Consider the following 18,876-nt stretch of genomic DNA (forward strand, 5'->3'; position numbering starts at 1 on the left):
CAGACCCGACGCTCCCAGCCGGCAATGCAGTTCGAGGCCCTCCTCGACGGAGGTGCGATGGTGGTCCATGCCGCGGATCGGAACGCAGTGGAACAGGTAATGCGCCTCGATTCCAATGATCTGTGCCACCCACTGCCGCTGGTGCATCCGCGGGCAGTACGACACGTTCAGGCGCAGCATCGGGAGGGTTCGGTTCCGAAGACCCGTGTCCTGCAGGCGGCTCTGCCCGTTAGCCAGGGCGTGTGGTGTTCATGCGGCGAGATGACAAGCGGTAGTTGTCACCGTGCGCGTGGACGCCTGGTCGTATTTCCCGACCGGCTCCTCACTCGGAGCCTTTCTGTGAAACGAGGAACCTGCATGGGCCGAACCGTCCTGTATACCTGTATCGAGCCTTCCCGGAAACCGTTGGGGCTGGCCACCGGGCTGGCCGCTGTTCTCAGCGGTGCTGCGCTTGTGGCGGGAGCGGGTACTGCGGCTGCCGACACCAATACCAGCACTGAGAAGTCCACCATGCTCTGCAACGTGGTGCTCTTTTCCCCGGGTGCAAACGTCGGTGGTTGCTCCAATGTCCAGATCAGCGGGCAGGACATGGTGAAAAACGGCACATCCAATACTTCCCTCGTCGACTACGCCAAGGTCGAGACGGTCACGAGCCTGCTGCCCTAGCCTGCGCTCCGCGGCCCCGGGCTCGCCTTTTCAGACCCGGGGGATAGGGCCACCACCCATCTCCTGTCTTCTTTGCCATCTCACCGAGAGGGAATCCGTGCGCACGCACACACGCATCACTGCCGCCGCGCTCCTGTCCGCTGCCGCAGCACTCGCCGCCACCGGCATTGCCAACGCGGACACCAACAAGAGCCAGCAGACCTCCAACATCAGCGGCCCCACCCTCCCGCTGCTGTCCCCGAACGGCGGTCACCGGCACGGCCATCCAGACAACGGCCAGAGCAGCCAGCAGGTGACTGATAAGTCCAACACCATCAACTGGGCCGTCCTCGACTACGTCGGTACGAGCAGCGGCCAGGAAATGGGACGCAAGGGCGGCCAAGCGGAGATCGACGAGAGCAAGTTCGACGGTTCTTGAGCTGGCTCCTGAAGCCTTATTGACGCGACTCAACTTACAGAAGGCAGGCATACACCATGAACAAGGCGATCAAGCGGTCCGTCACGCTCGCTCTGACCACTGGCACCTTGGCTCTTGCTGCCGTCGGCACTGCCGCCGCAGACACCAACAAGAACCAGCAGACCTCCAACATCAGCGGCCCCACCGCCCCGATCCTGTCCCCTGGCACCGGTCCCGGAGACAACCGGCAGAGCAGCCAGCAGGCCATGATCAAGCGCAACACCACCAACTGGTCCGCCATCGACTACATCGAACTGCCCTCCCTGCCCAACCTCGCCGCCGGCGCCCTCTGACCGCGCCCAGGACCCGCAGCGCCTGTTCGCCCCACACCCGGCCGGAGCGGTGTACATCGCGACGCACGACCGTCTGGCCCGTCTCGTAACTGCGCACCGGATCCTCCTTGGCGTTACCGGCCGGAATGTCCCGGTCCGGCTTGTCCACCTCAGCGCATACCGGCCGGGGTGGGCAAGCCGCCGTCCGAGGGTGGCTTACCCAGGGTCCCCTTGGACTTGCCCGCGTCTATCGGCGGCGGAACAGGCCACGGTTCTTCTTCGCCTTCGCTTCGGCCGTCTTTCGCGCCGCGACTTCCTCCGCCGCACGCTGCGCGACACGTTCGGCTTTGATCCGGGCGAAGTGCTCCGTCCCGCACGACCCGCACAGGCCGTCCGTCTCGCTCCGCCACGTGGGAGCGGCCTTCGTCTGGTCCTGTGCTCCGTCACAGAGGCATGCGATCAACACGAAGGCCGTAGCTATGAGTCTGCTGCAAAACGGCATCCCGCGGGATGCGTTTGCCGAACTGTCATGCTTTTGGATGGGGCTCTATGCCTGTCTGACCGGTCGGCGCGATGCGTTGTTTGAGCTGAGTGATGCCCTGCTGTGCGCGGATGGCCCGGTGCAGACATAGGTCGAGCTGTCGAGCCTGAGCACCGGCGTGGGCATGGCGCCTTGTACGGCGGCCTGAACTGCGGGGGGTCTGGATGTGGCACGGTTGCGCAGGACGCTGGCGGGGCTGGCCTTCCCCGCACGGTGTCGGGGCGGCTGGTTCTGGTGGTCGATGTCAGCAACTGGCTGCGGCCGGGCGCGAATATTAGCCCTGACCGGATGTTCTGCCGCACATACGGGCGAGGTAGAAGCTCGGCCCAGATGATCCCCGGCCGGCCCTACTCCTTCGTTACCGCTGTGGAGCCGGGCCGAACATCGTGGACGGCCGTGTTGGCCGTGCTCCGGCTGCGGCCCTGGGACGACGCGATCGCCGTCACCGCCGACCAGGTCCGAGAGGGTTCAAGCAGTTGTAAGTGGTAGGCCAGTGGCAGATCTGCGACCCGCCCGTCCTGGTCGTCCTTGATGCCGGCTACGCCTTGCCTTCCTGCTCGCGGATCTGCCCGTTGATACTGGGCCGGATGCGTTCGGACCGCGTCTTGTACTTTCCGCCTTCTCCTCAGCCGGCGGCCAAGTGCGGGCGCAAACCCAAGCATGAGGCAGAGTTCACCTTCGATGACCCAGCCGGTCCCGTCCATCACCACGGTGACCGACACTACTCACTACGGGCAGGCCGTCGCCACGGCGTGGGGCCGCCTGCATCCACTGCTGACCCGGCGCTCGGCCTGGGCCGACCGTCCCGGAGACTTGCCGACCCTCGCAGGCACCGTCATCCGTTGGTTGCGAGGGTGCGTTGGTAGAAGCGGACGTACTTGATGAGTTTGGCTGCGACTTTGGGGCGGTCCTCGGTGCCGTTGTGGACCTCCACGCACAGCGCCGGCAACCCGGCCTCCGGGCTACGAGGACCGCATCGGCGCGCAGGCTGCCTTTGGACGGGGTTGGCGACCGATCCGCCGACCGGCAGGGTCACCTCTGTCTCCCGGGCCTCGATCGTGCCGATCCCCGGCGGAGGCGGCGGCCCCGGGGCCGGGGGGTGGGGCGGGCTTGTTCTTCCGGATGGCTGGCTTGGTCGGTTCGGGGACCGGCTGGGTGCTGCTGGAAGCCGGGCGCGAAGCACCGATGGGCTGTGCGGCGGTGACGTTTGCCCACCGTGTGGCGTTGCATAGGAAAGCAGGAGTCAGGCCCGATCACCCACCGCAGGAAAGTGATTCGCCATGAGACTAACGGCACCATTCTCGCAGTCCGCAGGCTGCAGGGCAGCGGTCCGCCCTCGTCGCAGCCGCATCAAATGGCGGCGCTTCACGCTGGTCTTCCTTACGGCTGTTCTGCTGGCCGCGGCAACCGTAGCCACGACTACCGCAGCCGAGATTCCCGTCTCCTTCGCCGTGGCGGGGAGTCCGTTCACGGTGACCGCCCAACGCCTGAAGGCCACTGGCGCTACCCAGTTCGCCTCCTTCCGCAAGGACACGAAGGGCTCATCCCACCCGGTGGCGGTGGTAGGCATTCGCAGCGCCCATATCAGCAAGTTGTGCCAGTCCGCCGTGGCTCACACACCGCTGGGCAGTGTCACCCTCATCATCCGCTCCGGTACGGACGAACCCGTACACGCCAGAGAGATGGTGCTCGACGTTGCCCATCTCACCGGGAACATGACCTTCGAGTCCGTGGAGATGGGCCGCGACGCCGCCACCATGGACAGTTCCGGGCCCACCGGGCCGGTCGGCACCTACGGACAGCAGGCCCGCGCCCTGACCATCGAGAACATGCACCTGGACGCCTGGGCTCTAACGGCCGGAACGTTCTCGCTGGCCGACGCCGCCATGTCCCTGAAAGGAGGTGCACACCCGTGCGGCTGACCAAGCGACCCCGTCCGACGGCCGCCGGGGTCGTCGTCGCCCTCGCCGCGGTGGAACTGGGTGCCTTCCCGCTCGGCCGCCCCAGCATGTTGGGCCTCCAGGGGTTCAGCGGCACCAGTGCGGTCCTTCTGGCTGCCGCGCTTTTGGGGTGTGCCGTGCACCTGTGGACGCGTCCGGCGAGCGCCGCATGGAGCGGCGCCACAGCCATCTTTCTCGGCCTACTGTCGTACCCGCTGGCCAACCTGGGTGGCTTTCTGATCGGCATGCTCCTGGCTTTGCTCGGTGGGTCGCTCGCCCTCGCCTGGCAGCCGGTCCAAGACGACGCACCGCCGGCACCGGCGGGTGGATGAACAGATGCGCGTAGTGCGTCGCACAGCGCTGCTCTTCACGGCCGTGTACGCGTTCGGGCTCCTTTCCGGCCACTCCGGCCACGCCGACGCCGTACCCGTCACCCCGGTGCCCGGCCCCGCGGCGAGTCCGTCGCCCGTTTCCGGTGCACCCTCGTTGTGTAGGGGCAAAGACCTACCGCGTACCGCTCCGGCGAGGACCGCTCTGGCAGACGCCGCCCAAGCCGTCGCGGTCTGTCTTGGCTCCGCGGCCGCCACCACCTCCCGGCCGCGTGCGGTGACGGTGCGCGCCGAGGCGCTCACCGTCACCGGTTTGCGCTGCGGGCTGCCTCCGCGCGGCGACGGAGCGTGTCATGCCGACGGCGTCACCCTGGAGGACGTGCGTATCCATTACCAAGGTCCCACCGGCCGAGCCGGTTCCTGCACGTCCGCCCGGCACGTCGCCTTTTCCCACCATGTGCGTTTCCGGGCGGACGTACTCCACGGCCGCGTGTTCGGCCTGCTGCCGCTGACCCTGTCCACAGCCGCGATCCCGGCCGTGCCACTCCCCTACCTGAGGCTCACGCACGTCCACGCGTCTGGCCTGTGGGCACGCGCCGACCATGCCCTCACCGCTCGCACGACCATCAGCCCGGAGCCAGCCGGGGCCGGCTCCTGTCTGCGTACTGGGACGGCCGATCCGTGAGGGTGGATCAGCATCGTCGGCGGCAGGCGCTGTACGACCGCGGTCGGGTCGGTCTGCTGGCGATCGCCTCAGGCGGTCGCCGCGCTACGGACTCGTCGCATCTCGTTTCCCGGATGCGAACACCTACTTCACGCCGGTGCATCGGCGGGTTTCGACGGCGTATCCGTTCCGGAGACGGCGTGCTGGGTGTTCAGGCGTTGGTGGATGAGGCGGGCGATGCGCGACAGGCTGCCTTCTTCTGCCTGGAGTTCGGCTGGGGAGAGGCGGATGTCGAAGTATTCGCGGGTGCGGACCAGGAGTTCGGCGCCCATGAGGGAGTCGAGGCCGAACTCTCTGAGCGGCCGGTCGGTGGGGAGTTCGGTCGGGTCGGTGTGCATGACGGTGGCGAGCAGGCCGGCTAGGGACTTGGTGATGGCCTGTAGCGCGTCCTCGGCTGTCATGGAGTCCAGGGAGCGGAGAAGTTCCTCGCGGGAGTCGTCCGATGCCGCTGCGTGGGCCGGGATGATCTGTAGGAAGCGCGGCGCGGCGAGCGCGGGTAGTACCCGTCGGGCACGGGCCCAGCCCATTTTACTGATTCCGGCCACGTCGGTTCCGTCGGCCAGGACACTGTCCGCCGCGGCAAGGAGAGCGTCGGCGTCCACGGGTTCGATGCCGAGGGAGTGCAGGGCCGTGTGCAGGTTGTTGCGGGCGACGTACCCCGTCTGGGAGACCGCTCCCCAGGAGATGGTGGTGCTCGGCAGCCCGGTGTGCCGACGGGCTCGGGCGAGGGCTTCGAGGTAGTTGTTGCCCGCGACGTAGGGGGCCTGGTGCATGTTCCCCAGACAGCCGGCCATCGACGACCAGAGCAGGAACAAGTCGAGATCCTGGTCGGCTGTCAAGCGGTGCAGGACGGTGGCGCCGGCTGCTTTGGTCGCCAGGACGGCGGCGAAGCGTTCGTCGGAGAGGTCGGTCAGGGGAGCGTCGTCGAGCTGCATGGCGCAGTGGACCACGCCGCGCAGCGGGTGACCGGTGGTGGCCACAGCAGCCATCACCCTGCGCATGGCGCTCTCGTCGGTGACGTCGGCCGCGTAGGGGGTGGCGGTGACGCCTCGGCGGGTGAGCCGTTCGAGCACGGTGTCTGCTTCGGGGGCGTTCGGTCCTTGGCGGCTGACGAGAGCGAGGTGGCCGGCGCCGTGGTCGGCGAGCCAGTCGGCGGTGGCGGCGCCGAAGCCGCTCAGGCCGCCGGTGACGAGGTACGTGCCGGCGGGATCCAGTGGCCTGGGGGCGGCCGGTGCGGGCTGGACGGGGACGGGCTCGTCGAAGGCGGCAAAGGAGACGATGACCTTGCCGGTGTGGCGGGAGTGCTGCAGTAGCCGGAAGGCCTCGTGCACGCGGGCGGCCGGGTAGGCGACGTGCGGCAGGGGCTGGTAGTCGCCGACGTGGATCTTGTCCACGACTTCGGTGAACAGTTCTCTGGCGGCTTCCGGTTCGGACAGTAGGCCGTTGAGGTCGACGCCGAAGTAGGTGAGGTTGTACAAGAACGGACGCGCCGGCAGGGGCCTGTCCTCCAGCATGTCGCGTTTGCCGAGTTCGACGAAGCGGCCTCCTGGACGCAGGAGTTCCAGACTGCGTGCGATGGCCTGGCCGCTGAGGGAGTTGACGACGACGTCGACACCGCGCCCGCCCGTCAGCTCCCGTACCCGCGCGACGAATTCCAGGGTTCGGGAGTCCAAGACATGGTCGGCCCCCAGGGCGGTGAGCAGGTCGCGTTTGGTCTCGCTGCCCGCCGTGGCGATGACCTTCGCCCCGGTAAGACGGGCGTACTGCAGCACGGCCAGGCCGATGCCGCCGGCGCCTCCGTGCACCAGAACGGTCTCTCCTGGTGCCAGGCGGGCCAGATGGGCCAGGCTGTGATGGATGGTGGCGAAGACGACGGGCAGGGTCGCCGCCTCTGTGAAGCTCATGCCATCGGGGATGCGGCCGACGGCTTGCGCCTCCACTACGACGTGCGAGGCCAGGGCTGAGGGCGTTAGGCCGAAGACGCGGTCGCCGGGTGACCATGCGGTGACGCCTGGCCCGACGGCGGTGACCACGCCCGCACACTCCATGCCCAGTCCCCGGGCGGTGGCGGTGCCTTCGATGGCCTCGGACGGCAGCAGGCCGTTGACCTGGAGGGTGTCGCGGTAGTTGAGGCCTGCGGCCCTGACCGCGATGACGACCTGCCCGGGGCCTGGATCGGCAGCGGGGTGCTCCTGCCAGACCAGATGGTAGGACTGTCCGGGGTCGCGTACCGCCAGTGCGAAGGAGTCCGCTGGTTCGGTGGCGGGCGCGTGCTGCGCGGGCCGCTCGGTCTCGCGGGGGACGAAACGACCGCCGCCCCGGGTGAGTACGACCTCGTCCTCGGCCGAGGGGTCGAGCAGTTCCTTGGCGAGGCGGAGGGCATCGTCGGCGAGGTCGTCGCTGCGGTCGAGGCTGACCCGGTGAATCACGAGTTCGGGCCGCTCGTTGGCCAGGGTACGGGCGGCGCCCCAGATGGGTGCGTCGCCGGGGTAGGCGGGCCGTTCGGGCGCGGGCAGCAGTCCGCTGGGGCGGGTGACCAGCCAGGTCCTGGTCCGCACCGCGTCCGGCAGCCGGTCGCGGGCCGAGGCCAGGGCCTTGAAGGCCGCGATCCTGCGAATGGTGCGGGACGTGATGCCTTCCGGATCGTCCTGCGGTTCAGCGAGCAGCAGGACAGCGACGGCCTCCTGGGTGTCTTGGGCGGCCGGGGCTGTCATGTCGTCGAGGGTGGTGACGGTGGCGTTGACCAGCAGCGCGGCCAGGGATTGGGCCAGCGGTTCTTCGGCAGGGCTTTCGACTCCGATGGTCCAGGCCGTCCCGGCCGGCGGATCGGACGGCACGGACGGCGCGATGACGCGTTCCTGTGCGGCGGCGACGTAGAGAGAGAACTGGGTGCGGTCGGGGCCGGTGTCGGTACCGGTGCGTACCACACCGGTGAAGCCGCATTGCTCCAGCAGAGGCGGCCATTGTTCATGGTTCAGCAGCAGGCTGTCGGGGCGCAGTGCCTGGTCGCTGCGGCGCCAGAAGCTGTCGAGGGCCCCGAAGAACCCGCAGAGCTGCACTGTGTCGTGGGACTCTACCGCCAGTAGTCGGCCGCCGGAACTGAGCAATCGGCTGACGCGTCGTAGGGCGGTGGTCAGGTCGGCCGCGGTGTGTAGGGCGTTGGCGGCCAGGATGACGTCGAATCCGCCTTCGGCCAGCCCCTGGTCGTGTGGATCGGCGTTGAGGTCGAAGGTGCGGTAGTCGATGAAGTCGTAGGCGGCGAACCGGTGCTCGGAGGGGCTGAGCAAGGTCTTCGAGATGTCAGTGAAGGTGTAGTGGGTCTGCTCGGCGGGCAGTGCCGACAGGATGGCGGCGGTGAGGCCTCCGGTGCCCGCTCCGATCTCCAGGATCCTCAGCGGTCGGTCCTTGGGCCAGCATCGGACGATTTCCTCCACCACGGTACGGGTGAGGAGGTTGGTGAACCGGTTGCGCGGGCCGAGGTCGAAGAACTGCTGGTAGCGGGTTGTGTCCGAGGTCAGCAGCTCGATCGGGTCGATGGTGCCGCGCAGCAGCCCGGGCAGGTGTTGCAGGTGCCGGGCTGCCAGGCCGACTTCGGGGCCGCCAGCGGGATTCTGCGTGAGCAGCGCGCGCAGGGCCTCTGCGTCCCGGGGCGGCTCGTCTGTCAGCTGCCATCGGCCGTCGGGCCGCAGGCGGGTGACACCGTACCGCTGCAGGTCGGGAAGCACGGCCTTGAGCAGGCGGCGGTGCTGGGGCAGCAGTCCGGCGTCGAGCAGCTCTTTGATGCTGAAGGGGGCCATGGGCTCCGGTAGGAAGTCCGCGAGCACCTCGGGCCAGCAGCGCGCGATGTAGTCCCGGAGCACGTGGGTGGCGTGATGCAGTCCGGAGTCCTGCCAGGCCTTGTCGAGTGCGCTGAACCGGTCGTTGGCGGACAACAGCAGTTCGGCAGGGGCTGGTAGTTGGAAATCTGTGCCTGTGGGGCCGGGCCGGGGGGCGGCCCGCAGGACGGTGCGTTGGATGCTTAGCGGTGTTCGGCCGTTGGGCATCCGCCGCAGGCACAAGCGGTCGATCTCTACGGCGACCGTACCGTCTTGATCGGTGATCGTGATGTCCCAGCATGCCTCGGGCTCGACGGCTGTCCGTGCGCGTACGTGGATGAAGCCGGAGGGGCTGGGTGTCTGCCATACACGCAGGGCGCGTAGGCCGGTGGGCAGGTAGGCGTGGTTGTCCGCGCTCTGTCCGAACAGCAGCGGGGCACCGGCCTGGAAGGCCGCGTCCAGAATGGGCGGGAAGATCTCCCACGTTTGGTCGGCCTCGTCGTAGCGGTAGGAGGCGAGCACTTGACCGTCGCCGGTCCAGAGATCGTGAAGCAAGCGGAAGGTGGGGCCGTAGGCGAGGCCGACGCGTTGGCATGCGTCGTAGTACGTCGTGGCGTCGAGGTGGTGCGAGCTGCGCGTCCGCATGGCTTCCGTGTCGATCGCCGAGGGGGTGCGGCCGATCAGGGCGCGTACTTGGGCGGTTGCTACGGGTCGGCACTCCGTGCCACGGCCTTCGCTGGCGCTGACGGTCACCGTGCCGCTGTCCGGTTGCACGGCCGTCTGTAGGCGCCGGTCCTCGGGGTCCGGCCAGGACACGGACAGCGGGCGGGTGATGTGCAGATGCCTGACTTCGACCGGTGCCTGCAGCGCGCGCCGCCCGGCGGCCAGCGCCATCTCGGCGTAGGCGGCGGCTGGCACCACCACCGCTTCGTCGACGAGGTGATCGCCGAGCCAGGGCATCAACTGGGGCTCGACGGTTGCTTCCCACAGCGGGTGCGGGCCGGGCAGCCTTTCGCCGAGCAGCGGGTGTTCGAACTGGCCTGTGCCGCTGCTGCGCTCCCAGTCGGTGGGCCCGCCATGCCAGTGATGCCGGCGCTGCCAGGGGTAGGAAGGCAGATCGGCTACGCGGGCGGGATGGGGGAAGTGAACGCGCCAGTCCAGTTCGGCGTCGGCCGCAATCAGTGCGGCGACGGAGGAGGCCATGGCCTGTGGGCCGGGGGCGTCTCGGTGGAGTGTGGGTACGTGGACGGCGCCGGTGCGGCGCAGATACGGGCGCAGCACTGGTTGCGGCCCGATCTCCATGACGATGCCCACCCGGTCGTCGAGTGCGTGCGTGGCGGCCTGGGCGAAGCGGACCGGCTCGCGCACGTTGCGCCACCAGTACCGGGCTGTCAGTTCCTCGCCGGGAAGGGGGGCGCCCGTGACCGTGGAGATGAACGGGATGCGGGTCGCAGACGGAAGGAGGTCTGCCAGAGCGTCGTGCAGGGGGCCGGCGGCGGGAGCCATGGCGCGGCTGTGGAACGCGTAGTCGAGGTCCAGTTCGCGGAAGAAGACGTCGCGGGCCGCCAGTTCGACGCCCAGAGCGGCCAGTGCGTCCGGGTCTCCTGCCACGGTGACGTCCCGGTCGCTGTTGATCCCGGCAATCTCCAGGGCCTCTGCATAGGGAGCCAGTGCCTTGCGGGCCTCGTCCTGCGGGAGCCCGACGGCCGCCATACGGCCGCTTCCGGCGGTGGTGGCCTGGGCGCGGCCACGCGCGGCGATCACCTGCGCGGCCTGGTCCAGGGTGAGCGCGCCGGCGACATGGGCGGCGGCGATCTCGCCGACGCTGTGCCCGAAGACCACCGCCGGACGCACCCCGCGCGCGGCGAGGTGGGCGCACAGGCCCAACTGGACGGTGAACAGGAGGGGCTGGGCGACCTCGGTGCGGCGCCAGCGGTCCGTCTGCGGGCTGGCCAGTTCTCCTGCCACCGACCAGTCCAGGTGTGCGGCGAGCGCGGCGTCCGCTTCTTCGACCGCGGCCCGGAAGGCGGGGTCCTCGGCCAGCAGATCGGCGGCCATGCCGGGCCACTGGGAGGCGTTGCCACAGAAGGCGTAGGCCACGGCGCCACGGTCCGTCGGTGTGGTGCTGGCTCCCGTGCAGGGCTGACCGTCGACAAGCTTCTGAAGCTCGTCGGCCGCCTGTTGGGCGCTGCCGGCGAGCACGGTGGCCCGGTGCGCGTGCGTGCTGCGGCGCCGGGTGCTGGTATGGGCCAGGTCGTAGAAGTCCTCGGGAGCGTTTTGCCTCAGCTGCGTGGATACCCGGATGGCGAGCTCTTTGAGTGCCGCGGCCGAACGGGCGGAGACCGTCACCGGCAGCGGGCCGGGGACTGCCGGGACGGCGGGCGGGGAGGCAGGGGGCGCGGTGAGCACGGCATGGGCGTTGACGCCGCCGAAGCCGAAGGAGTTCACGCCGACGGCGGCCCGCGGATGCAGGTGCACTGCGACGGGCTGCACGGTCGGGGCCAGCCCTAGGCCCGCGAAGTCGATGTGCGGGTTGAGGGGTTGGGCGTGCAGGGTCGCCGGTGCCGTGCCGTGCCGCAGCACGAGCAGGGCCTTGAACAGCCCCGCCATCCCCGAAGCCGGCTCCAGATGCCCCAGGTTCGACTTCACCGAACCGATCGGGAGGCGACCGGCTGCTCGTTGCCGACCCAGAGCCCTTCCGACCGCTTGCGCTTCCGCCGGGTCCCCCACTGCCGTCCCGGTGCCATGTGCCTCGAAGTAGACTAGGTCGTCAGGAGCGACGTACGTATCCTCATAGACCTCGCGCAACAACGCCTCCTGCGTCGCGGGACTGGGCAGCGCCAGACCCACGGTGCGCCCGTCGCAGTTGACCCCGGTGCCGGCGATCAACGCGTGGACGCGGTCCCCGTCGGCCACCGCGTCGGCCAGCCGCTTCAGGACGACCACGCCTCCTCCTTCGGCGCGCACGAAACCGTCGGCCTCGGCCGAGAACGCTGCGCACCGGCCGCGCCGTGACAGCATCGACGCGGCGGAGAACCCGACGAAGCCCTCGGGCCCGGCCAGCACGTTGACCCCTCCGGCGACAGCGACGCGGCCCGTCCCCTCCAGCAGGGTGCGGCAGGCGCGGTCAAGCGCCACCAAGGAGGAGGAGCAGGCGGTGTCGATGACCATGCTCGGACCGCGCAGGTCAAGGAAGTAGGACAGGCGGTTGGCGACGATCGACAGGGCTCCGCCGCTCATGCCGTAAGGCGTCTGCCCCTCCCGCAGCCGTGACTGGAGTCGGGCATAGGACATGTCGGAGACGCCGATGAAGACCGGGGTGGGGGTGCCGGCCAGGGACTCGGCGGGGATACCGGCATCGTCGAGCGCCTCGACGGCCAGTTCCAGTGCCAGCCGCTGCTGGGGGTCCATGGAAGCGGCCTCGACCGGCGCGATGCCGAAGTACCCCGCGTCGAACTCCCCGATATCGGTCAGGAACCCGCCGGCCGCCGTGTAACTGCGAAACGGCCGTTGCTGTCCTGGGTCCACGCGAAGTGCCCGGTCGAAACGGTCCTCGGGCATCTGGCCCACCAGGTCCCGGCTCTGTGACAGGGCATCCCACAGGCCAGCCAGGTTCATTAGTCCGCCAGGCAAGCGGCAGCCCACTCCGACGATGGCGATAGCCCGGTCACTCACATCCATACCTAACTCTTTCTGTTCTGTCGTCTCTCCAAAATGCTCCCATATATGTAAGTGATTACTAAGCAGTTCATTAGTTCGGAAAGTAACCCTTTTGCGTGCAATGGTTTAGTACGCGCAGTTCCGTCATGGTGTTCGCTTACGATGACGGTATGTCTCCTGTCGTGCGTGCCCGGTTGGCAACCGCCGCGGTCCATCTGCCCTCCCGTTACCGGACCATGGAAGAGGCCCGTACCCGCATCGCCCGCTCGGGCAGTGCCTTCGTCCCTCCGGTCGGCCTGCTGGAAGACCTCACGGGAGTGCGAGGCGTGCACGAGAAGGCCGAGAGCGAACAGGCATCCGACCTCGCCGTTGCCGCCGCCACCAAGGCCCTGGAATCTGCCGGATGCGCCATCGGGGACGTGGACCTACTGCTCTTCACCGCCTGCAGCCAAGACCTCATCGAGCCAGCCACCGCGCACATCGTCGCCGCGAAACTCGGCGCCACCTGCCCGGCTCTCGATGTGAAGAACGCCTGCAACAGCGTGCTCAACGGCATCGAAATCGCCTCCGCGTTCATCGAGGCGGGCCGGTACGGCACCGTGCTGATCACCTGCGGCGAGGCATGCACACTCGCCGCCCGCTGGGACGTGCCCAGTTACGATGCCTTCTTGCGGGCCATGCCCGGGTACACGATCTCGGACGCCGGCGCCGCCCTGCTGCTCACCGCAACCCCGGTCACCGACGGCGGGCCCGGCATCCTGAAAGCCACCTTCGGCGCGGACTCCAGCGCCTGGAGCGCCTGCACCCTGGCGGCAGGGGGCACCATGCATCACCGCCTGAACGACCCGGAGGCCACCTACCTCCGGCTCAACGGGGACCTGCTGCGCGACATCGTCCTCGATTTTTTGCCCAACGCCCTTGAGTACTGGGGCGCGGATGCGGACGACGCCCGGCGCAGCGCGTTCATCGCCTTCCACCAGACCAGCGTCGCGCAGTACCACGAGGTGATCGAGAAGCTCGGCCTGCCTCCCTACCGTTGCCTTCCCACCGTCGCCGAACACGGCAACACTGCATCGGCCTCCCTGCCCCTCCAACTGGTCACGGCCATGGAAAGCAACCGACTGGAGCGCGGTGACACGGTCACGCTGATCGGCCTGGCCAGCGGGCTGAGCGCAGGACTCGTCCTGATCCGCCTGTGAACCCAGGACACACGCCGCAGCGGGGGCAACTCTCCACGGACTTCGTCGTGCAGGCGTAGAGCCGGCCAAGAGCTCAAGGCTTTGCTCACTGCGCGCACGAGTAGTTGGCACATACCGGGGCACGACTGCCGTTCTCTTCAACTGCCGGAACGAGGAGCCGGGCGACGGCCTGAGAGTCCTCTGGACACGGCCGAGCATCCGTTGCGCGGCGCGTAGAACTGGTGGGCCGACTGTGGAACGGCCGGAGATGACGGCGCTCACCGCAGCGTCGCGGACATAACTCTCGCCGCCCCCGTATGGAAAGGCCGGCGACCGAGACATCGACAGGCACGGCACATAGGCGACGCGGCAACCGGTGCCCCGGGGCACTGATGGGTAGAGGGCCGCATCAGCCCGGTGGCCGTGCCTTTGCTGCACGGCCAAGGCACGCACATCCCCGCATGGGTCCACTCGTCGGGCTTCACACTGCCTCAGGCGAGGAACGGGCAACCGTAAGCGGTGCGAAGCAGACGCTCGTGGGCACGTCCCGAGGCAAAGAGCCCGCCCGCCGCAAGGCATGATGACGGTGGCGTCCTGGCTGGCGGGGCGCCATGGACAGAGGCACACCACCGACGCCGCGTTCACCCACTGCCGCAGCCAGAACGGCGCTGACGGCCCATCTTCGACACCAGCCTCACCGGCGCCCGGCACGAGGTAGGTGTCTGCCGGCGGCAGGACACCGGCCGCCGGAACCACACTGCTCGTCACCCCTTGTCGGCACTCACGACCATGCGCGCCACCATGTCAAGGGCGGCGGACGGAAGAAGGAAAGCGGCTCGTGCCGCGACCGACTCAACACCGATTCGGTACCGGCGTCGAGGTGACCGGACGCTCAGTGCTCGACGAACGGTACGGGCGACCACGTCGGGGCCTGGAGGGGTGCGCATGGTAATGGCACGGCGGACGGTGGTATGCGCGGTCTCGAACCGTGAACCGGGGGGGAGCCCCGTCAAGGCATTGGAGAGCATGGGGGTGTCGATGAATCCCGGTTCGATGAGTGAAACTTGGACTCCGGTGGTTGCCAGCTCTCGTCGTAGGGCATCGGTCAGCGCTTCCAACGCATGCTTGCTGGCGCAGTACCAGCCGTTGAGCGGCACGGAGACCAGGCCACCGGCGGAACTCATCTGCACGATGCGGCCCTCGCCGCGGTGGCGCATCCCCGGCAGGACAAGCCGGGTCATCCGAGCCACGCCGAGCAGGTTGGTTTCGAGCATGGCGCGGGCGTCGCTCTCGGAGACCTCCTCAAAGGCACCCGGGACCGCGATGCCGGCGTTGTTGACGAGTGCCCATGGGCCCCCGCCGGTCGACTCGTTGATCCGAATAACGGCGTTCTGGCAGGACTGTGGATCGGTCACATCAAGCAGAACGGTGCTCAGTTCGGTGCCTTGTGCCTGAGCGGCAACGGTAAGCCCTTCGGCTTTCTCTGCGCTGCGGGCGGTGGCAATGACCCGGAAGCCGTTGGCGGCCAGATCTAGCGCGGTGGTACGGCCGATACCGCTGGTGGCTCCGGTGACGACAACGCTCTTCACGAGGGGTCCTTCCCACTCAACTGGACCGGCCTGAACAGGGCCCACCGCCTTGCGGGCAAGGGCACCGTCTTCTGAATGCAACCCGCCGCACAAGGCAATCGAACGTCGATTCTCGCCGCACGCTCCGCGCGGTGACACGCAGCACGCAGTCGAAAGCGGGTCATCGAAGCCGAGGCTCCGTCGGAGATGGTGGCCGCAACGTCCGGGCGCGCCATGGCATCCGCACTGCACAGCCTTTCAACAACAACCGAACCGCGCGATCCGTCGGGCCACCGCTCGGAACCGCAAACGCGGCACAAGTCTGATCATTAGTCTTCGGTACCAACAAACTGATACGCCGTGTCATACCCCGGCTCATGCCCTGCGGGACATCAGAGCCGGAACAGGTTCGCCGCATCCGCCATGGCCAGTGTGCGCGGTCAGCGAGTCACCCTTTCCCGTGGGCAAAACGCCCCCGAAGTAGCCTCTCGTCAGGCCCGGCGAATCGGGCTCCGCCGCAGGAGCCCGAGTGGCGGCGTGTTGGATCGAGGCCAGCACCCGAATTGGCCGTCCTCCTTCGCCACCGTCGTGGCACTGACGCCTACGGGATAGCGCTGGCAGCGAGCAGCGGCACCCGTGAACGGGCGGCTCCTGCCGCCGCAGACTCCACGGCGACACATATGCCAGCCTCGCAGCCCGCAATGTGTGGACGGCCGGACATGTCCGAACTGTGCTGGTCCTTCACGCCTGAGCCTCGCTCTCCTCGGCCGACCCTGTCCGGCCCCGGTATCACTGAGTCTGCTCTATGAACTCGATGAACGCCGTCCCCCACCAGGGTGACGTCGCAGACACGGGCAAGGCGGTTCTCGGACACCGGTGCGGGTGAAGAGTTGCCCCAGGGGTTCCGTATAAAAGTGAGCGGCCAGGCATGCTGATCCCAAAAATGCGCTTCGAAAACCGCTTACCACGGGCGGCACAAGCTGCTCGCGCACCCGGTGTCGCTGATCGTCCTGGAGCATCTGGTCGAGGTCCGCTCCCGGTACGCGCCGGCGGCACGGTGGAACGGAGAACTGCCCGACCGGTGGCTGAACGACATCAGCACCAACTGGGGCGCCGGCGCGCTGCTGTGAACCAGGGCGCAGCACAGAGCCGGGGCTCGACAGGCAAGCGGAGTGTGATGGGTGGCGGGCACCGCCAGGAGGAGCGCGGCGTGAGTGCGGTGAGGAACGAGTTGTACGCGAGGCGGCAGGATCAGGGCAGTCGGCGGTTCCCGTGCGACGCGACCGCCGTGCGGACGCGGGGCGGGGTGCGGACGCGGGGCGGGGTGCGGTCGTATGCGCTGCTGGACGGGATCGGCGACATCCTTCTGGTGCGGGAGTGGGCGCGGGAGAACGCCCGCTTCCTTGCCGAGGGCGGGATCGAGCACGGGGAGGCGTACGGGGCGCTGCGTGCCTTGTCCGCGGTGTGCGCGGTCGAGGCGTGGCGGCCGGGCGCTGCGGAGGTCGGCGCGGTCGCGGTCCTCGCCGTCGTCGTGCCGGACAAACCGGTCACGATCGCCTGGTGCGGGGACGCACGGCCCTACCACCAGCCTGCGGGTAGTGGGGCGCCGGTGCTGCTGACGCCAGATCACAACATGCGCCAGCAAGCCCTGGACGCCGGACGGCGGAACGTGCCGGAGGACTGGCGGCACGTCGTCCGCCGGGGGAGGTGGCCGACTGCTGCTGGCCTCGGACGGGACGTACGAGTGCTTCCACGACTACGACCAGGAGACGGTCCTCGCGGACCTGCTGCAGGAGACCACCCCGGGCCGGGCGGTACGACAGATGCTCGACTTCACGGTGCAGTTGGCACGCTCGTACGTGGACAACGCCACCGTCGTGATCGCCGACCTCCCAGCCCCGGGGTGACGTGGGCAGCCAGCACGGCGAAAGCCGCGGAGCCGTTTAGCCAGCAGTGCGGTTCTGTCGGGTACGCCGCCCAGAGGGCACGAATGGGGCCGGGGACCTACTCCGGCCAGGCCCGTGCTGGTGGCGTGTGAACAGAGGGCACTGGACAGGATCAGTCCTCAGACTGTGCGTGGCGAGGAATGAAGGTTTCGGTAGATATAGTTTACCAGACGGATTTCACGGTCTGTCCCTGCAAAGGGCGAGGGGGACGCAGCGCTGCTTGTGCGCGCGGGTCCGGTGCGTGACGCTGCGACAGCGAACATCATCACCAGCTCATTCAGGAGCCAGTCGGCAAGACCGTGGGACGGGTCGAGGGCGGTAGGTTCTGCCGGTGTCGGCTGAGGGGATTCGGGCGTGCTGGCAGTTTCGTTCAAGCGTGTGAGCACGCTTATCTCCACCAGTGAGATCCATGAGCGCATCAGAAGCACGGTGGAGTCCTCCCGGTCTCCGGTTTCCAGACAACTGGTGAAACGCGCGTGGACGGTGCGCCGTACCGCGCCGTAGAAGGATGCTTGGTCGTGCCCGGAGACGATGCTTCCGCGAAGCAGGATGCCGCTCTCTGGGGCCTGCTGGGCTGCAAAATTCAGGTACTGCTCCAGTAAGTACGCGATGCGCTCCTCTGCTGTACCGCCGGGAGGCGGCGTGAGGCGCGCGAGCAGGTCGTGCGCTGCGTCACCCAGGACCGCTTCGTACAGCTGGTACTTTCCGCCGGGGAAGTAGCGGTAGACCAGGGGGCGTGAAACCTGCGCGTGGGTGGCCAAGTCCTCCAGCGTGGCTGACGCCGGGCCGCGGGCCGCGAACAGGGCCAGGGCGCAGTGCAGCAGCTGTTCCCGCCGCTCTTGCGGGTGCAGTCGGCGTTGAGGTGCAACCCGGGGGGCCGGGTCGTCGGAACCCGTGGCGGGTGGGTGCATGTCGCACCTTCGTCTCAGAGTTGTTCCGGGTTTCGGCCGGAGGGGACGGCAGGGACAAGGGTGGGTAAGGGTCCCTGCTGGCGGATAGCAGGGTTGAGGCGATTGCTGTAGCGCCGCCGTCAGTCTTCTCTCCACACACGAGGTGAATCCGCCCGTGAGCAGGAGGTCGGGAACGCCTGTTCGTAGGTCAGCCCCTCAAGGCTTCATCTGGAGTCGGCACATCGCCGCGGTATGCCCTTGTGGGGCAGTTGCCGGATCGAGCCCTCTGCGCCGCACCGCCCGTGCGGCGGGGAATGTCGTGGATCGTTGGGAACTCCTCCCTCGGGAACGTGGCTTCTCTCGGTTGAGCGGGAGGCAACCGAGGGGATAGCACTTGCTGGCGCGGTGCGCCGGCTGCTGCGGGCCATAGCATGTTTGGGTGTCGTGGTCCCTGCGCCGCCCGGTGAGAGGCCGATGCAGGGACCGGATGAGGGAGTGGACGGAGCAACCTGTTGCTAGGAGGTCGGAGTGGGTTGAGCGGCGGAGTCTGTGCGGTGCGCTGTGGCCGTGACGGTCCGTCCAGCCGGTCACGCACTCATATCGGCGTCGTGCCACCCGGGTTGCTCGCCCGCGCGATCCGCGCGGTCAGAGGCGGAACTTGCTCACCGGAACGGGGGCGAAGGAACAACGGGCACCTCGACAGCCGCATCGGTCGGCGGAACTACCCGAGCATGCCCGTCGATCATGCTGCCGCACCGGGAAACCCCAAGATCCTCGACAGAGTCAAGCTAAGACGCCATCTCATTTGGCTAGTCTGCGGTAGCAGATGAGGGTGCAGGCGATGCTGGTGAAGGCGAGGAAGTGCTCGGCCTTGCGTTCGTAGCGGCGAT

Annotated in this window: 15 protein-coding genes; 10 read left to right on the forward strand and 5 right to left on the reverse strand. The window is 68.3% G+C overall.

Going from position 1 to position 18,876, the window contains the following annotated elements; all coding sequences use genetic code 11:
- Positions 1-180: hypothetical protein (locus IG78_RS50770; protein ID WP_037687483.1), on the reverse strand; the 180-nt coding region annotated here is incomplete at its 3' end.
- Positions 181-357: 177 nt separating this feature from the next.
- Between IG78_RS50770 and IG78_RS0138440 the strand changes: the two genes are divergently transcribed.
- The 8 genes from IG78_RS0138440 (at position 358) to IG78_RS0138470 (ending at position 4,208) form a co-directional block, all read left to right on the forward strand.
- Positions 358-666 carry a hypothetical protein gene (locus IG78_RS0138440; protein ID WP_030573488.1) on the forward strand — a complete coding sequence of 103 codons (309 nt, stop codon included), beginning with the start codon at positions 358-360 and terminating at the stop codon, positions 664-666.
- 97 nt (positions 667-763) lie between these two features.
- Complete coding sequence (locus tag IG78_RS0138445; RefSeq protein ID WP_030573492.1) at positions 764-1,084, forward strand: hypothetical protein; 321 nt, start codon at positions 764-766, stop codon at positions 1,082-1,084.
- Positions 1,085-1,140: 56 nt separating this feature from the next.
- On the forward strand, positions 1,141-1,416 hold the full coding sequence (locus IG78_RS49785) for a hypothetical protein (protein ID WP_030573494.1): 276 nt from the start codon (positions 1,141-1,143) through the stop codon (positions 1,414-1,416).
- 458 nt (positions 1,417-1,874) lie between these two features.
- Positions 1,875-2,027 (forward strand): hypothetical protein, encoded by a 153-nt coding sequence (locus tag IG78_RS49790; RefSeq protein WP_157856011.1) that lies wholly within the window; start codon positions 1,875-1,877, stop codon positions 2,025-2,027.
- On the forward strand, positions 2,000-2,425 hold the full coding sequence (locus tag IG78_RS52910; RefSeq protein WP_078965909.1) for a transposase: 426 nt from the start codon (positions 2,000-2,002) through the stop codon (positions 2,423-2,425). The genes IG78_RS49790 and IG78_RS52910 overlap by 28 nt, the downstream gene beginning before the upstream one ends.
- Positions 2,419-2,802 (forward strand): transposase, encoded by a 384-nt coding sequence (locus tag IG78_RS52915; protein ID WP_404827832.1) that lies wholly within the window; start codon positions 2,419-2,421, stop codon positions 2,800-2,802. Before IG78_RS52910 ends, IG78_RS52915 begins: the two co-directional genes overlap by 7 nt.
- A gap of 606 nt (positions 2,803-3,408) precedes the next feature.
- Complete coding sequence (locus tag IG78_RS0138465; RefSeq protein ID WP_051853430.1) at positions 3,409-3,858, forward strand: DUF6230 family protein; 450 nt, start codon at positions 3,409-3,411, stop codon at positions 3,856-3,858.
- Positions 3,849-4,208 carry a DUF6114 domain-containing protein gene (locus IG78_RS0138470; protein ID WP_037687485.1) on the forward strand — a complete coding sequence of 120 codons (360 nt, stop codon included), beginning with the start codon at positions 3,849-3,851 and terminating at the stop codon, positions 4,206-4,208. The genes IG78_RS0138465 and IG78_RS0138470 overlap by 10 nt, the downstream gene beginning before the upstream one ends.
- An 810-nt stretch (positions 4,209-5,018) precedes the next feature.
- Here the strand turns inward: IG78_RS0138470 and IG78_RS0138480 are convergent.
- Positions 5,019-12,425 carry a type I polyketide synthase gene (locus IG78_RS0138480; RefSeq protein WP_030573506.1) on the reverse strand — a complete coding sequence of 2,469 codons (7,407 nt, stop codon included), beginning with the start codon at positions 12,423-12,425 and terminating at the stop codon, positions 5,019-5,021.
- 149 nt (positions 12,426-12,574) lie between these two features.
- Here IG78_RS0138480 and IG78_RS0138485 point away from each other — a divergent pair, with 149 nt between their 5' ends.
- Positions 12,575-13,603 (forward strand): 3-oxoacyl-ACP synthase III family protein, encoded by a 1,029-nt coding sequence (locus IG78_RS0138485; RefSeq protein ID WP_030573509.1) that lies wholly within the window; start codon positions 12,575-12,577, stop codon positions 13,601-13,603.
- Positions 13,604-14,346: 743 nt separating this feature from the next.
- Here the strand turns inward: IG78_RS0138485 and IG78_RS0138490 are convergent.
- Positions 14,347-15,171: an SDR family oxidoreductase gene (locus IG78_RS0138490; protein ID WP_037687487.1), complete on the reverse strand. Its 825-nt coding sequence runs from the start codon at positions 15,169-15,171 to the stop codon at positions 14,347-14,349.
- Positions 15,172-16,145: 974 nt separating this feature from the next.
- Between IG78_RS0138490 and IG78_RS52320 the strand changes: the two genes are divergently transcribed.
- Complete coding sequence (locus IG78_RS52320; protein WP_263972756.1) at positions 16,146-16,280, forward strand: hypothetical protein; 135 nt, start codon at positions 16,146-16,148, stop codon at positions 16,278-16,280.
- A gap of 121 nt (positions 16,281-16,401) precedes the next feature.
- On the opposite strand, the gene IG78_RS49795 is transcribed toward IG78_RS52320, so the two are convergent.
- Together IG78_RS49795 and IG78_RS0138505 are read right to left on the reverse strand one after the other, a co-directional pair.
- Entirely contained in the window at positions 16,402-16,701 is a 300-nt protein-coding gene (locus IG78_RS49795) for a hypothetical protein (RefSeq protein ID WP_157856012.1), read from the reverse strand.
- Positions 16,702-17,215: 514 nt separating this feature from the next.
- Positions 17,216-18,007 (reverse strand): TetR/AcrR family transcriptional regulator, encoded by a 792-nt coding sequence (locus IG78_RS0138505; protein ID WP_051853434.1) that lies wholly within the window; start codon positions 18,005-18,007, stop codon positions 17,216-17,218.
- Positions 18,008-18,876 lie beyond the last annotated feature (869 nt).

It is taken from the genome of Streptomyces aureocirculatus (assembly GCF_000720475.1).
Taxonomy (GTDB): domain Bacteria; phylum Actinomycetota; class Actinomycetes; order Streptomycetales; family Streptomycetaceae; genus Streptomyces; species Streptomyces aureocirculatus.

Bases quoted from the DNA above. Each gene is read 5' to 3' on its own strand.
- IG78_RS0138440 (WP_030573488.1), top strand. From the start codon at position 358: ATGGGCCGAACCGTCCTGTATACCTGTATCGAGCCTTCCCGGAAACCG.
- IG78_RS49785 (WP_030573494.1), top strand. From the start codon at position 1,141: ATGAACAAGGCGATCAAGCGGTCCGTCACGCTCGCTCTGACCACTGGC.
- IG78_RS49790 (WP_157856011.1), top strand. From the start codon at position 1,875: ATGAGTCTGCTGCAAAACGGCATCCCGCGGGATGCGTTTGCCGAACTG.
- IG78_RS0138480 (WP_030573506.1), bottom strand. From the start codon at position 12,425: ATGGATGTGAGTGACCGGGCTATCGCCATCGTCGGAGTGGGCTGCCGC.
- IG78_RS0138485 (WP_030573509.1), top strand. From the start codon at position 12,575: ATGTCTCCTGTCGTGCGTGCCCGGTTGGCAACCGCCGCGGTCCATCTG.
- IG78_RS0138505 (WP_051853434.1), bottom strand. From the start codon at position 18,007: ATGCACCCACCCGCCACGGGTTCCGACGACCCGGCCCCCCGGGTTGCA.